Origin of the sequence: Micromonospora sp. WMMD812 (assembly GCF_027497215.1) — a bacterium.
In the GTDB taxonomy this organism is placed as follows: domain Bacteria; phylum Actinomycetota; class Actinomycetes; order Mycobacteriales; family Micromonosporaceae; genus Micromonospora.
The window spans coordinates 3,683,249-3,696,540 of sequence record NZ_CP114904.1 but is presented as its reverse complement, the minus strand read 5'-3'; the positions used below and the strand labels follow the sequence as shown (position 1 = coordinate 3,696,540).

The following is a 13,292-nucleotide window of genomic DNA, read 5'->3' as shown; positions in this document are numbered from 1 at the left end:
ACTCTACGAGCGGGCGCCGCCTACGCTGGCCGGGTGACCTTGCGACTCGTGGAGTTCGTCGTCGGCGGGAACGAGGCCAGCGACCTGCTGCCGGTCCGGTCCGCGGCGCTGCTGCGTGCCCACGGCGCCCGGCGTGGCTTCTGGACGGTGCTGGACGAGGGGCCGGTGGAGCGCTGCCTGGCGCTGCTGCTGGAGCGCGACGACGGTGTGTGGGTGTCCCACCACGTGGCGGCCGACGCCGGGGCCGAGAACGGCCGGACCGAGGACGGCGAGGCGCTCGCCCACCACGACGGCTGGGTGTACGTCTTCGGCTCGCACTTCGGCTCGAAGTCGGGCCCGCTGCGGCCCCGGCGAGCCTTCGTCGCCCGGTTTCGGGAGGACGACGCGGCGGCCGGCCCGGTGCCGGTGCGGGTGGTGCGCAACCGGTTCCGGCTGCACCGGGCGGTCAACGACGCGCTCGCCGGGGCGGCGCTGACCGCGCTACCGCCGGGCGAGCGGGTCCGGGCCCGCTTCATCGTGGAGACGCTGGCCCGGGGCACCGCCCGGGCGAAGAGCTGGGTCAGCCGCCTGACTCCGGACGACCTGCCGCTGAACGTGGAGGCGGCCGTCTTCACGCCGACCGGGACGGTCCTGCTGGGGCTTCGTTTCCCGGTCACCACGGACGGTGAGCCGATCCTGGTCGAGCTGGCCGGCGTGCCGGCCATGTTCGACGCCGAGCCGGCCTGGCCGCGGGCGCTGCGGGCGTACGCGGTCACCGGGGTGACGCCGCCGGGGGCGCTCACCGGCTTCCGGGCGATCGCCCCCACGCCCGACGGCGCGTACGCGGCCGTGATCGGGTCGATCGACGCGCTGGGCAAGGGGTCGGTGCTGCTGGACGACCATCCGAAGGGCGGCGACGTCACGTCCCGGCACATCCGCTTCCGCCTTCCGGCCGGGTCGGACCGGGCCGTCACCGACGGGCCCCTCGGATCGGACGGAGCCGCGACCGGCGCACCGGCGGCGGAGGGCCACCTGCTCGCCGGGGAGTTGGTCGCCGAGCTGTCGCCGTTCCACCACGTCGAGGGGTTGGCGGAGCTGGACGGCCGGTGCTTCTACGTCACCGACGAGGACCACCGGGTGGCGCTCTGGGTGAGTTGAGCGGGCCGCGGGCCCACGGCGCGCCGCATCGCGGAGCGGGCCTCCCCGAGAGGAACTTGCGGGCATCGTCGGGTCGCACGTGTGTGCGCACCGCCGACAGAGCGGGTGCGGCGGCCGGCCTCGAGTGTGCCGGGCGGGACGGCCGGGCGGCACCCCTGCGGTGCAAGGGCCGCAGACCCTCGTGGTGCCGCCCGGGCGTCGGTCCTCCCCGGTCCCGGTGCCCAAGTGCCGTGCGCGGTCGACGCGCCGACACCATCGGGCAGTGGAAGCATGCCCAACGGGCCCCAGGGGCGTCGAGGTTTTTCAGCCCACGCTTAAAGATGGAGATAAGTGCCGGCCGGTAGAGTTCGAACGGTCGCCCGGTAACCCCCGTCGGGCGAGCGGGAGCGCACCATGCTGAAGATCTACTTTTCTGGCGAGGACATCCTCCGGACCCGGGTGGCGCCGACGGCCGACCCGGTCTGGGAGCTGATCCTGAGCCTGCACCTGTTGCAGGGCCGGAGTCGGGATCCGCTCATGTCGACCTGGCGCCGCACTGTCGCGCGTACGTTGCGCCAGGACATCGCCTCCGACCACCTCCGCCTCCTCTTCGCGCTGAACCCGCCGCGCGGCTACTTCCCGGACTTCCTCACCCCGTACGCCAGCGTGGGTGGCTTCGAGGCGGGCCTGGAAGCGGTCCGCAGCACCCCCGCGTCGCTGCTGCACCGCGACCTGACCCTGCTCGCCACCGAGAACGCGCTGCCCTCGTCGGCCTCGTCGCTGGCCCGGGGCGAGCCGGCGGCGCTGCGGCACCTGACCGACTCGATGGAGCAGTACCGGTCGCTGGCGATCAGCCCGTACTGGACGCGGATTCAGGCCGCGGTGGAGGCGGACCGGAGCCGCCGGGCCCGGGCCCTGCTCGACGGCGGTGTGGAGGGCCTGCTGAACAGCATGCGCCCGGCGATGCGCTGGGACGCCGGGCTGCTGGAGGTCCGCGACTACCCGGACAGCCGCGAGTTGCACCTGGACGGTCGAGGGCTGCTGCTGGTGCCGTCGTTCTTCTGCGCGCGTACCCCGGTGGCGCTGCTCGACCCGGCGCTTCCGCCGGTCCTGGTCTATCCGGTGGACCGGCTCGGCGGGCTGGCCCCGACGGCGGGCGACGGCGGCGGGCCGAACCAGGGGCGGGAGGCGCTCGCCGCGCTGCTGGGGCGTACCCGGGCGGCCGTGCTCCAGGTCAGCGACGACGGCTGCACCACCGGCGAGATGGCCCGGCGGCTGAACATCTCCCCGGCGGCGGCCAGCCAGCACGCCACCGTGCTGCGTAACGCCGGGCTGCTGGTCAGTCAGCGGGACCGCAACACCGTGCTGCACACCCTGACCCCGCTCGGCCGCGCCATGCTCGACGCCTGACCCACCCCGGCGGGCGCCTCGCCCCATTGATCATGAAGTTGTTGCCCGTCGGCGCGGCGTGTCGCGGCAACAACTTCATGATCAACCTGTCGGGCGGCGGGCGGCGGGCGGGCGCGGGGGCGCGGGAGTTACAGGGCCAGGGCGGCGCTGGCGGTGCTGCCGGCGGGGGGTGGCAGGAGCAGCGACGGGATCCCCTCGACGGCGAGGGCGATGCGCAGCCGGTGCAGGTCCGCCCCGAACCGGACCAGGTCGCTCGGATCCACCGGCGTCGGCGGCGAGCCGAGGACCAGGGTGGTGGCCTGCGGCGGCCAGCCGGGCACCGCGGCGACGAGTCCGGCGCGTACCTCGTCGTCTCCGCCGACCAGGGTGAAGACGGTGCCGGGTGCGACCACGCCGGCCACCGCGTCGATCACCCGGCGCACCGCGAGCGGGTCGGCGGGCGTCGGGCCCGGGGCGTCCGGCAGGGTGACGCCGGCGGCCAGGCCGGCGGCCCGCGCCTCGGCGGTGCCCAGCGAGAAGAGGTCCTGTGCGGCGTCGCGGACCAGCGCCGACGCGCCGGTCTCGTCCTCGCGGGTGGCGGTCAGGTAGCCGCGCACCACCGCGACCGGCACCTGGTCGATCTTGCCCTTGATCAGCTCGCCGGCGGCGGCCAGCTCGTCCACCACGGCCATCTGGGTCAGCTGGAGCTCGTTGCCGTACGGGTCGACCTCGCCCCGATGGTCGCGGATCGCCTCCATCCCGGCCACGCCGAGCGCCACGTCGGTGAGGCCGTTGCGCCACGGCCGCCCCATCGTGTCGCTGATGATCACCGCCACGTCCCGGTCGTGGCGCTCGCGTAGCGCGGCGCGCAGCGCCCGGGCCGAGGCGTCCGGGTCCTTCGGCAACAGCACCAGCTGGGTCTTGTCGACATTCGACGCGTCGATCCCGGCCGAGGCCATCACGAAGCCGTGGTGGGTCTGCACGATCCGCGTCGCGCCCCGGGTGGCGACCACCCGGGCGGTCTCCGCGGCCAGCACCTCGTTCCGGGCGGTGTCCCGCTCCGGCCCGTCCGCAGGGACGTCCACGAGGCGGCCCTCCGCCTTGGAGACGATCTTGCTGGTCACCACCAGCACGTCACCGTCGCGCAGCCAGGGGGCCGCGGTGGCGATCATCGCCGCAAGGTCGTCGCCCTCGGACACGTGGCCGATGCCCAGCACCGGCAGGATCTCCAACCTCACCGGAACTCCACCGCGGCACGGACCATGGCCGCCGTCGCCGCCTCGTCGGTCATCCGCAGCGGTACCGCGCGGACGGTCACCTCCGGCACCAGCGTGCCCTCGTCCTCCTCGGCGACCAGCCAGCCGTCCAGCAGGCCGCCCGCCGACCGGGCGCCGTAGAGACCGCCCACCCCGGCCGCGCTGCAGTCGACGCCGAGCACGGCCAGGCAGCGGTCGGCCATCCCCCGCACCGGGGCGCCGCCGATGATCGGCGACACGCCCACCACCGGCGCCGGACCGTCAGCCACCGCCTCGCGCAGGCCCGGCACGGCCAGGATCGGCGCGATGCTCACCACCGGGTTGCTCGGCGCGACCAGCACGACGTCGGCCGAGGCGAGGGCGTCCAGCACGCCGGGCGCCGGCTTGGCGGTCTCCGCGCCGACGAACACGAACCGGTGGGTCGGGATGTCCGCCCGGTACCGCACCCACCACTCCTGGAAGTGGATCGCCCGCTGGCCACCGTCCCGGTCGACCACCGCGTGCGTCTCCAGCCGGTCGTCGGTCGCCGGGAGCAGTCGTACGCCGGGCTGCCAGCGGGTGGCCAGCGCCTCGGTCACCGCGGAGAGCGGGTAGCCGCCGTTGAGCATGGTGGTGCGCACCAGGTGGGTGGCGATGTCCTTGTCGCCCAGCCCGAACCAGGACGGCTCCGCCGCGTACGCGGCCAGCTCGGACTTGACCGTCCAGCTCTCCCCGACGCGTCCCCAGCCCCGGTCCGGGTCGGCGCCGCCGCCCAGGGTGTACATCACGCTGTCCAGGTCGGGGCAGATCTTCAGGCCGTGCAGCCACAGGTCGTCGCCGACGTTGACCACGGCGGTCACCTCGGCGCCCACCTGTCGGGCGTACGCCCGCACGCCGACCAGGAACCGGGCGCCTCCGATGCCGCCCGCGAGAACCACGATGCGCATACCGACCATCCTCGCGCACGCGACGCCTGCGGTCCGCCGCTGACCGGGGAGACTAGGCTCACGTCGGCAACTGTCCGCATTCGCCCCTAGGGGGAGCTCGTGACCAGCCCCGCCGAGCCTGCGTCCGCCGACGCGAACCAGGCCCGCCAGCTGACCAAGCCGCTACGCGAACTCGCCGCGCTCGTACTGCTCGGCGCGAACGCCGTGCTGCTGTTCGTCGGCCTGATCCGGCTGCTGACGCCGGCCGACTTCGGTTCGTTCACCGACCGGGCCGGTGCCGCGTACGGCGCGTTCGTCGGCGTCGAGGCGGTGGTGATGCCGGTGCTGGCCGTGCTGCTTGCCACCCACGTGCAGCCGGTGCTGCCGAAAGCGAAACTGATCACCCAGGTGGCCCTCGGGGAGTACGCCGTCAGCGCGCTGTTCGGCGCGCTGACCCTGATGATCTGGCTGGTCGGCCGGCTGGCCGAGGCCGAGGTGCTCGACGCCCTGCTCGGCCTGCTGGCCCGACTGGCCTGGCTGGCCGTCTTCGCGGTCGCCGCGTACGTGGTCTTCACGATCTGGCGCGCGTGGTACTACGTGCCGAAGCCCAAGCCCCAGCCCGGCGTCTACGGCTCGCCGCAGCCCGGCTGGCCGCAGCAGCCCGGTGGCTGGCCCGGCGCTGGCCAGGCCGGCGGCTACCCCGGGCAGCCCGGCGGCTACCCGGCCCCCGGCCAGCCGGGCTACCCGGCCCCCGGCCAGCCCGGCGGCTACCCGGCCCCGGTCCCGCACGCCGGCCAGCCCGGTCAGCCCGGCCAGTACGGCCAGTACGGTCAGTACGGCCAGCCGACCCCGCCGTTCGCCCCGACGCCGCAGTCCGCTCCGCCGTTCAGCCCGGCGCCGCAGTCGGCCCCGCCGGTCAACCCGGTGCCGCAGTCCGCCCCGCCGGCCGGCCCGGCCCCGCACTCCGCGCCGCCGTTCGGACAGCCGCCGTCGGCCGATCCCACCCAGGCCATTCCGCGTCAGCCCGCCGAGCCGACCCAGGCCATCCCGCGCCCCGCGGACGGCGAGAGTGACCGCACCCAGCGGATCAACCCGGGCGACGACCCGAGCGCAACCCGCTGACCGTCCGCCGCGTCCACCCAGATCCGGCGCCACGGGCGCCTGGGCGGGGCGCGCGGGCGCGGTGGCCGCGCAGTTTCACGGAAAGAGTGGCCTCCCGACGCGGGGAGGCCACTCTTTCCGTGAAAGAGATGCCTCGGCCCGGCGCCTTGGCCCGGCGCCTTGGCCCGGCGCCTTGGCCCGGCGCCTTGGCCCGGCGCCTTGGCCCGGCGCCTTGGCCCGGCGCCTTGGCCCGGCGCCTTGGCCCGGCGTCTTGGGCCGGCGTCTTGGCCCGGCGTCTTGGCCCGGCGTCTTGGCCCGGCGTCTCGGTCTGGCGTCTCGGTCTGGCGTCTCGGTCTGGCGCCTTGGTCCCGCCCGTCGGTCGGACGGGTGGCGCGATCGCCCCGGGCGGCGTCGACGGGGTGCGGTTGCCCACGGAGCGGGCGGACGTGGCGGCACTGTCCCGATCACCGCTTAGTCTGGGCGGATGGTTGATCGCATCGACTCCGGCCCGACCGAGGCGAGCGTCCGTCGGGCGTTGCACCGGGCCGCGACCGGGCGGGCGCTGGACGTCGACGAGGCGACCGCGCTGCTCGGCGCCCACGGCGAGGCCCTCGACGAACTGCTCGGCGTCGCCGCCGGGATCCGCGACGCCGGGCTGCGCGAGGCCGGCCGGCCGGGCGTGGTGACGTACTCCAAGAAGGTGTTCATCCCGCTGACCCGGCTGTGCCGGGACCGTTGCCACTACTGCACGTTCGCCACCGTGCCGCACCGGCTGCCGGCGGCCTTCCTCGACCGGGACGAGGTGCTGGAGATCGCCCGGGCGGGCGCGGCGCAGGGCTGCAAGGAGGCGCTGTTCACCCTCGGTGACCGGCCGGAGGAGCGCTGGCCGGCGGCCCGGCAGTGGCTGGACGAGCGGGGCTACGACTCCACACTGGACTATCTGCGGGCGTGCGCGGTGGCGGTGCTGGAGGAGACCGGTCTGCTGCCGCACCTGAACCCGGGCGTGCTGTCCTGGTCGGAGCTGCAACGGCTCAAGCCGGTCGCGCCGAGCATGGGGATGATGCTGGAGACCACCTCGACCCGGCTGTGGTCGGAGCCGGGCGGCCCGCACTTCGGCTCACCGGACAAAGAGCCGGCGGTGCGGCTGCGGGTGCTCGACGACGCCGGCCGGGTCGGCGTGCCGTTCACCACCGGCATCCTCATCGGTATCGGAGAGACCCACGCCGAGCGCGTCGACGCGATCTTCGCGATGCGGCGCGCCCACCGGGAGTACGGCCACCTCCAGGAGGTGATCGTGCAGAACTTCCGCGCCAAGCCCGACACCGCGATGCGCGGCATGCCGGACGCGGAGCTGCACGACCTGGCCGCCACGGTGGCGGTCGCCCGGGTGCTGCTCGGCCCGCGGGCACGCATCCAGGCACCACCGAACCTCATCGCGGGCGAGTACGACCTGCTGCTGCGCGCCGGCATCGACGACTGGGGCGGGGTCTCCCCGCTGACCCCGGACCACGTGAACCCGGAGCGTCCGTGGCCGCACCTGGACGATCTGGCCCGGCGCACCGCGGAGGCCGGGTTCACGCTGCGGGAGCGGCTCACGATCTACCCGGAGTACGTCCGCGCCGGCGACCCGTGGCTCGATCCGCGCCTGCTCGCGCACGTCACCGCGCTGGCCGACCCGGAGACCGGGCTGGCCGTCGAGGACGCCCGCCCGGTCGGCCGTCCGTGGCAGGAGCCGGAGGAGGTGTTCGGCGGGCGGACCGACCTGCACGTCACCATCGACTCCGCCGGGCGCGCCACCGACCGCCGGGGCGACTTCGACAGCGTCTACGGCGACTGGGCCGAGGTGGCCACGAAGGTGACCGCCGCGCCGGCCGGCGCCGGCGCCGGCGACGCGGACCTGAGGGCCGGCCTGCGGCTGGCCGCCGACGACCCCGGGGCCCTGCTGGAGCCCCGGCACACCGACGCCGCGCTGGCCCTCTTCGGCGCGGACGGCAAGGCGCTGGACGAACTGTGCCGGCTCGCCGACGACGTCCGCCGCGCCGCCGTCGGCGACGACGTCACCTACGTGGTCAACCGGAACATCAACTTCAGCAACGTCTGCTACGTCGGCTGCCGGTTCTGTGCCTTCGCGCAGCGGGAGCGGGACGCGGACGCGTACCGGCTCTCGGTCGACCAGGTGGCCGACCGGGCCGAGGAGGCGTGGGCGGCCGGCGCGACCGAGGTGTGCCTCCAGGGCGGCATCGACCCGAAGATGCCGGTGACCGGGTACGCGGAGATCGTCCGGGCGATCAAGGCGCGGGTGCCGGGGATGCACGTGCACGCGTTCTCGCCCATGGAGATCGTCACCGCCGCCGCCAAGGCCGGGGTCCCGGTCCGGGAGTGGCTGACCCAGCTGCGCGAGGCCGGGCTGGACACCATCCCGGGCACCGCCGCCGAGATCCTCGACGACGAGGTCCGCTGGGTGCTGACCAAGGGCAAGCTGCCGGCCGCCGCCTGGGTCGAGGTGGTGAGCACGGCCCACGAGTTGGGCATCCGGTCCAGCTCCACGATGATGTACGGCCACGTCGACCACCCGGGGCAGTGGCTGGCCCATCTCCGGGTGCTGGCCGGCGTGCAGGACCGCACCGGCGGCTTCACCGAGTTCGTGGCCCTGCCGTTCGTGCACACCAACGCGCCGATCTACCTGGCCGGCCTTGCCCGGCCCGGGCCGACCTGGCGGGAGAACCGGGTGGTGCACGCCATGGCCCGGTTGCTGCTGCACGGCCGGATCGACAACATTCAGTGTTCCTGGGTGAAGCTCGGCGACGCCGGAACGGTGGCGATGCTCCAGGGCGGCTGCAACGACCTGGGCGGCACGCTGATGGAGGAGACCATCTCCCGGATGGCCGGCTCGGCCAACGGGTCGGCGCGTACCGAGGAGCAGTTGCGGGCGATCGCGGCGGCGGCCGGGCGGCCGGCCCGCCGGCGGACCACCGCGTACGGCCCCGTCCACCACTGAGATCGAACCTTTCCGCTCCGCCGGCCGTACCACCGGGCGCTGGCGGCGGTGACGGCGAGAACCGCCGCCGGCGCTCCCAGGCGGGGCCGGCGGCGGCCGTCACTCGGCGCGCCGCCGGCTTCCGTCCGCCATCGCGGGCGTGCCCGCGCCGCCGGAAAGGTTGCCCATGAGCAGTGACGAGCGGAAGCGGCCCTGGCCGCGACTGACCCGCCGGCAGACGCTGACCGCGGCGGCGAGCGCCACGCTCGGCGCCGCCGCCCTCACCGTGCCCGGGTTGTCGGCCGCACAGAACGCGCCGGGCGCCGAAGCGGCCGACGAGCCGATCGTCGTGCACCTGCGCGACGCCGACACCGGGACCATGGACGTCTTCGTCGGCACGTCCCGGATCGAGGTACGCGACCGCGGCCTCGCGGAGCGGCTACGGCGCGCCGCCCGTCGCTGATCCCGGCCGTCAGCTCTGCTCCGGCCACCCCCGTCCGCCCGGCCGCACCCGGCCCGGGGCCGTCCGGCACCGGCCGATCCTCGACCCGTCCCCCCGTCCAGTGAGGTTGGTCCGCCATGTCTTCGCACCGCGAGGCCCCGGAAATCGCCAAGGATCCGGTCGCCGATTCCGCCGACCTGTACGCGTTCGTCAGCCCCGACCGGCCCGACACGGTCACGCTGATCGCCAATTACGTGCCGCTGCAACTTCCGTCCGGCGGGCCGAACTTCTTCGAGTTCGGTGACGACGTGCGGTACGAGATCCATATCGACAACGACGGGGACGCCCGTCCCGATGTCACCTACCGGTTCGAATTCACCACCGAGGTCACGAATCCGAACAGCTTTCTCTACAACACCGGCCCGATCGAGTCGCTGGACAGCCGGAACTGGAACCGGCGGCAGTTCTACAGCCTGACCCGGGTGGCGGGCGGCAAGGAGCACCGCCTCGCGCACACGCTGCCCTGCCCGCCGTGCAACGTCGGCCCACTGTCCACCCCGAAGTACACCGAGTTGGTGCGGCAGGCCACTTTCAGCCTCTCCACGGGTGAGCGGGTCTTCGCCGGGCAGCGGGCGGACGGATTCTTCGTCGACCTGGGCGCGGTCTTCGACCTGGGCACGCTGCGGCCGTTCCAGCAGCTGCACGTGGCCGGGAAGAAGCTCTTCCGGGCCGAGGGGGAGCCGGTCAACGCCACGGACCGGATGAACGTGCACAGCATCGCCCTCCAGGTGCCGTTGAACCTGGTGCGCCGGCGGGCCAACCGGTACGGGGCGGCAGACCGCTCCTCCGTGCTCGGGGTCTGGACGTCGGCCTCCCGCCGGCAGGTCCGGGTGCGGGGCACCGACCCGGGCGGCGACGTGGCGACCGGGCCGTTCGTGCAGGTCTCCCGGTTGGGCAACCCGTTGTTCAACGAGGTCGTCGTGCCGATGTCCAGAAAGGATCTGTGGAACTCGCTGCCGCCCTCGGAGGACAAGCGGTTCGCCCGCTTCGTCGAGCAGCCGGAGCTGGCCGCGCTGCTGCCGGCGCTCTACCCCGGCGTCTTCCCCAACCTGGAGAAGCTGACCAAGGCGGGGAAGCCCCGGGCGGATCTGGTGGCGTTGCTGCTCACCGGCGTGCCGGAGGGGTTGGTCGACGGGTTCACCAACGCCACGGGCGACATCCAGGCGGACATGCTGCGGCTGAACACCGCGATCCCGCCGAGCCGGCGGCCGGACCGGTTCGGGGTGCTCGGCGGCGACCTGGCCGGCTTTCCCAACGGCCGCCGGGTCGGCGACGACGTGGTCACCGTCGCGCTGCGGGCCATCGCCGGGTTGACCGTGCCGCTGGTGGACCGGGCGTTCCGGCCGGACGCGGCGGCCGCCGCGGTGACCCCCGGGCTGAGCGCCGCCGACGTGACCGCGCCGTTCCTGGCCGGCTTCCCCTACTTGGGCACGCCGTACGACGGGTTCGGCAACCCGTCGGCGGCGTGAGCGGGAGGGCTGACGTGTACCGGCACGCGTACGGGCCGTCGACGACCGGCAGCGTGGTGCTCGACCTGGGCGGTGAGACCGGTGCCCTGATCATCTACACCGGACCGGATCTGCACGGCCGCGAGATCGAGGTGAGCCCGGGGGTGGCGGGGCCGCGTACCCACTCGGCGGTGCGGGAGCGCCACGTCCGCGACGGCACCTTCCACAGTGCCGTGTACCCGGACCTGGCCGCCGGGGTCTATACCGTCTGGTGGGACGAGGACACGCCGGCCGGGACGATCCGGGTCGCCGGCGGTGTGGTGGCTGAGTTCACCTGGCCGAGCAGCGCCCCGGCGGGCTCCGGTTGACGTCCGACCCGCTCCCGCACCCGCGCTCCGTCCACATGGTGGACGGAGCGCGGTCGTCGTCTACCGGTCGACGGGCGGTCCGGCCCGAGGCGCGTTAACCTGTGCCCCACCAAGATCAGCATCTCGGTCCGGGGGCGCCCCCGCGGCGTGCCGGCCACTGTCGGATGGGCGCGGCACGGAGGCGCCACGGCAGAAATCTCCGGCAACTCGCCGGAGAGGGCGTTACTCGGGCGGGGTCTGAATCGATAGGGCAGGTTGCGAGGCCGGGTGGCCGGATGGCCGACCGGGGCGTGTCGGGAGGGCGACTCCATTATCAAGTTTGGCTTGACGGCGCACGCATTACACGCGTGTAATTTGAATGGGGTTGTTCGCACGGAACGCATCAAAACGGGTCCGGACGGACAAGCACGCCTTTCGCGTGGGGGGTTGCAGCGGCGATGACGCCGGTGCGCGGCAAGGAGGCATTTGATGGACGGCCAGCTTGAGGTGGCCGACCTGCTCGGAAACGCGCCGGAGTGGCAGGAGCGGGCGCTGTGCTCGCAGACCGATCCGGAGGCGTTCTTTCCCGAGAAGGGCGGTTCGACCCGCGAGGCGAAGCGGATCTGCTCTCGCTGCGAGGTCAAGACGGAGTGCCTCGAATACGCTCTCGGCCACGACGAGCGGTTCGGGATCTGGGGTGGGCTCTCCGAGCGGGAGCGGCGCAAGCTGAAGCGGCGAGCCGCCTGATGGACGCCGGGCCCGGGCGGTGGGGGCCGCCCGGCTCAGGCCGCGTCCCAGCGGGAAAGGCCCGGCCCGGTGGCGGCTGGCGGCCCGGTGGGGGCCGGGTCGCTCACGCCAGCTCGTCCGGGTCGACCCCGAGCAGGTTCGCCACCTGCTCGATGATCACGTCGTGCACCAGGTCGGCGAGATCCTCCCGGTCCATCGCGCGGAACTCCAGCGGCCGCCGGTAGAGCACGATCCGCGGCGGCACCTCCTGCCGGCCCGGCCGGCCGGGCAGCAGTCGGGCCAGCGGCACCTCGCCGTCCTCGAGCACGTCGGAGTCGTAGACGTTGAGGTCGGGCGGAACGTCCTCCACCGCGAACTCGACCCCGGCCAGCTCCTTGGCGAACCGGCGCTCCAGCGTCTCGACGGTGTCGAGGACCAGGTCGTCGAAGACCTCGGCCTTGGTCCGGGCCAGTGGCACGGTGGCCGGCACCAGCCGTCCGCGCAGGCCGCGCCCGTGGCGGTCGCGGTGGGCGCGCCGGCCGGAGCCGGGGCGGCGGTGTTCCGGGCTCGTCATGAGGCACAGGGTAGCCCGCGCGCCGGCCTGGCCTGCGGCAGCGCCACCGTCGGGCGCGCCGGAGCCGGAAGCGACGCGCAGAGGGCGCGAATTGTGATCACCGTGACGGGCGTGTCGCAACGCGAAGCGGTGCGCCGGACCCGGTAATGGGGATACCCTGCCGCCGTGAGGTCACCACGGCGCTGCTCCCGTAACGGCTGCCCCCGGCAAGCGGTCGCCACATTGACCTATGTCTACAACGAGTCGACGGCGGTGGTGGGCCCGCTGGCCGCCTTCGCCGAGCCGCACACGTACGACCTCTGCGAACCGCACGCCCGCAGCCTGACCGCGCCCCGGGGCTGGGACGTGGTGCGCCACGAGGGCGAGTTCGAGCCGCCGCCGCCCACCACCGACGACCTGGTCGCGCTGGCCGAGGCGGTCCGTGAGGCGGCCCGCCCGGCCCCGCGCCCGCCGGAGGACGACCAGGACGCGCAGTCGCACCCCACCGGCCGTCGGGGCCACCTCCGGGTCATCCCCCCGAACGTCTGAGCCGGGGCGGTCAGCCGAGCGGCACCTGCACGGCGACGTCGTGCTTCGGGTAGTAGCTCGTCACCTGCTCCGCGCCGTATTTGTCGCGGAACATCCCCACCACGTGGTCGACCTGGTCCGGTTCGATGATCGGGGTGGCCGGGGCGTTCACCGCCGTCCCGTTCGCCGCCACCCGGATCATCGGCGTCCGGCTGACGTTCTTGAACCAGTCGCTGTCCGAGCCGGTGATCGGCATCAGGAACATGCTCTGTTCCTCCTGCACGAACCAGACCGGGTGGCTGATCTGCCGCCCGCTCTTCCGCCCGGTCACGGTGAGCTCGACCTCCTGCTCGCCGTCGAACGCGTCCATGATCGCCTCAGTGCTCACGCCGGCCTCCGTCAACGTTCCGAGCTGCTCCTGAGTGCCAGGCTAGGGAGCCGGAC

At 73.9% G+C, this 13,292-nt stretch carries 13 protein-coding genes; 9 read left to right on the top strand and 4 right to left on the bottom strand.

The annotated features are described in order from the left end of the window. Positions 1-33 precede the first annotated feature (33 nt). Entirely contained in the window at positions 34-1,137 is a 1,104-nt protein-coding gene (locus O7603_RS16900) for a hypothetical protein (RefSeq protein ID WP_281570769.1), read from the top strand. Between the two features lie 393 nt (positions 1,138-1,530). Then, a complete protein-coding gene (locus O7603_RS16895; RefSeq protein WP_281570768.1) occupies positions 1,531-2,526 on the top strand; it encodes a winged helix-turn-helix domain-containing protein in 996 nt (331 codons plus the stop codon). Between the two features lie 128 nt (positions 2,527-2,654). On the opposite strand, the gene O7603_RS16890 is transcribed toward O7603_RS16895, so the two are convergent. Beyond that, positions 2,655-3,743, bottom strand: coding sequence for a coenzyme F420-0:L-glutamate ligase (locus O7603_RS16890; protein WP_281570767.1), 1,089 nt, complete (start codon positions 3,741-3,743; stop codon positions 2,655-2,657). Then, a complete protein-coding gene (cofD, locus tag O7603_RS16885; protein ID WP_281570766.1) occupies positions 3,740-4,687 on the bottom strand; it encodes a 2-phospho-L-lactate transferase in 948 nt (315 codons plus the stop codon). The genes O7603_RS16890 and cofD overlap by 4 nt, the downstream gene beginning before the upstream one ends. A gap of 99 nt (positions 4,688-4,786) precedes the next feature. Between cofD and O7603_RS16880 the strand changes: the two genes are divergently transcribed. From O7603_RS16880 to O7603_RS16855, 6 genes are all read left to right on the top strand, one after another. Further along, on the top strand, positions 4,787-5,788 hold the full coding sequence (locus O7603_RS16880) for a hypothetical protein (protein WP_281570765.1): 1,002 nt from the start codon (positions 4,787-4,789) through the stop codon (positions 5,786-5,788). 463 nt (positions 5,789-6,251) lie between these two features. Further along, on the top strand, positions 6,252-8,765 hold the full coding sequence (locus tag O7603_RS16875; protein WP_281570764.1) for a bifunctional FO biosynthesis protein CofGH: 2,514 nt from the start codon (positions 6,252-6,254) through the stop codon (positions 8,763-8,765). Between the two features lie 166 nt (positions 8,766-8,931). Continuing rightward, a complete protein-coding gene (locus tag O7603_RS16870) occupies positions 8,932-9,207 on the top strand; it encodes a hypothetical protein (RefSeq protein WP_281570763.1) in 276 nt (91 codons plus the stop codon). 116 nt (positions 9,208-9,323) lie between these two features. After that, the gene (locus tag O7603_RS16865) at positions 9,324-10,715 is read left to right on the top strand and encodes a DUF4331 domain-containing protein (protein ID WP_281570762.1); all 1,392 of its coding nucleotides are present in this window, start codon (positions 9,324-9,326) and stop codon (positions 10,713-10,715) included. Then, entirely contained in the window at positions 10,712-11,062 is a 351-nt protein-coding gene (locus tag O7603_RS16860) for a phospholipase (protein WP_281570761.1), read from the top strand. Before O7603_RS16865 ends, O7603_RS16860 begins: the two co-directional genes overlap by 4 nt. Before the next feature lie 468 nt (positions 11,063-11,530). Continuing rightward, positions 11,531-11,788, top strand: a complete 258-nt coding sequence (locus O7603_RS16855; RefSeq protein WP_007455784.1) for a WhiB family transcriptional regulator — start codon at positions 11,531-11,533, stop codon at positions 11,786-11,788. A gap of 103 nt (positions 11,789-11,891) precedes the next feature. On the opposite strand, the gene O7603_RS16850 is transcribed toward O7603_RS16855, so the two are convergent. Next, positions 11,892-12,341, bottom strand: a complete 450-nt coding sequence (locus O7603_RS16850) for a metallopeptidase family protein (RefSeq protein WP_074316962.1) — start codon at positions 12,339-12,341, stop codon at positions 11,892-11,894. 165 nt (positions 12,342-12,506) lie between these two features. Between O7603_RS16850 and O7603_RS16845 the strand changes: the two genes are divergently transcribed. Then, on the top strand, positions 12,507-12,869 hold the full coding sequence (locus O7603_RS16845) for a DUF3499 domain-containing protein (RefSeq protein WP_281570760.1): 363 nt from the start codon (positions 12,507-12,509) through the stop codon (positions 12,867-12,869). Between the two features lie 10 nt (positions 12,870-12,879). On the opposite strand, the gene O7603_RS16840 is transcribed toward O7603_RS16845, so the two are convergent. Then, entirely contained in the window at positions 12,880-13,236 is a 357-nt protein-coding gene (locus O7603_RS16840; RefSeq protein WP_281570759.1) for a nitroreductase/quinone reductase family protein, read from the bottom strand. Between the last annotated feature and the right edge of the window lie 56 nt (positions 13,237-13,292).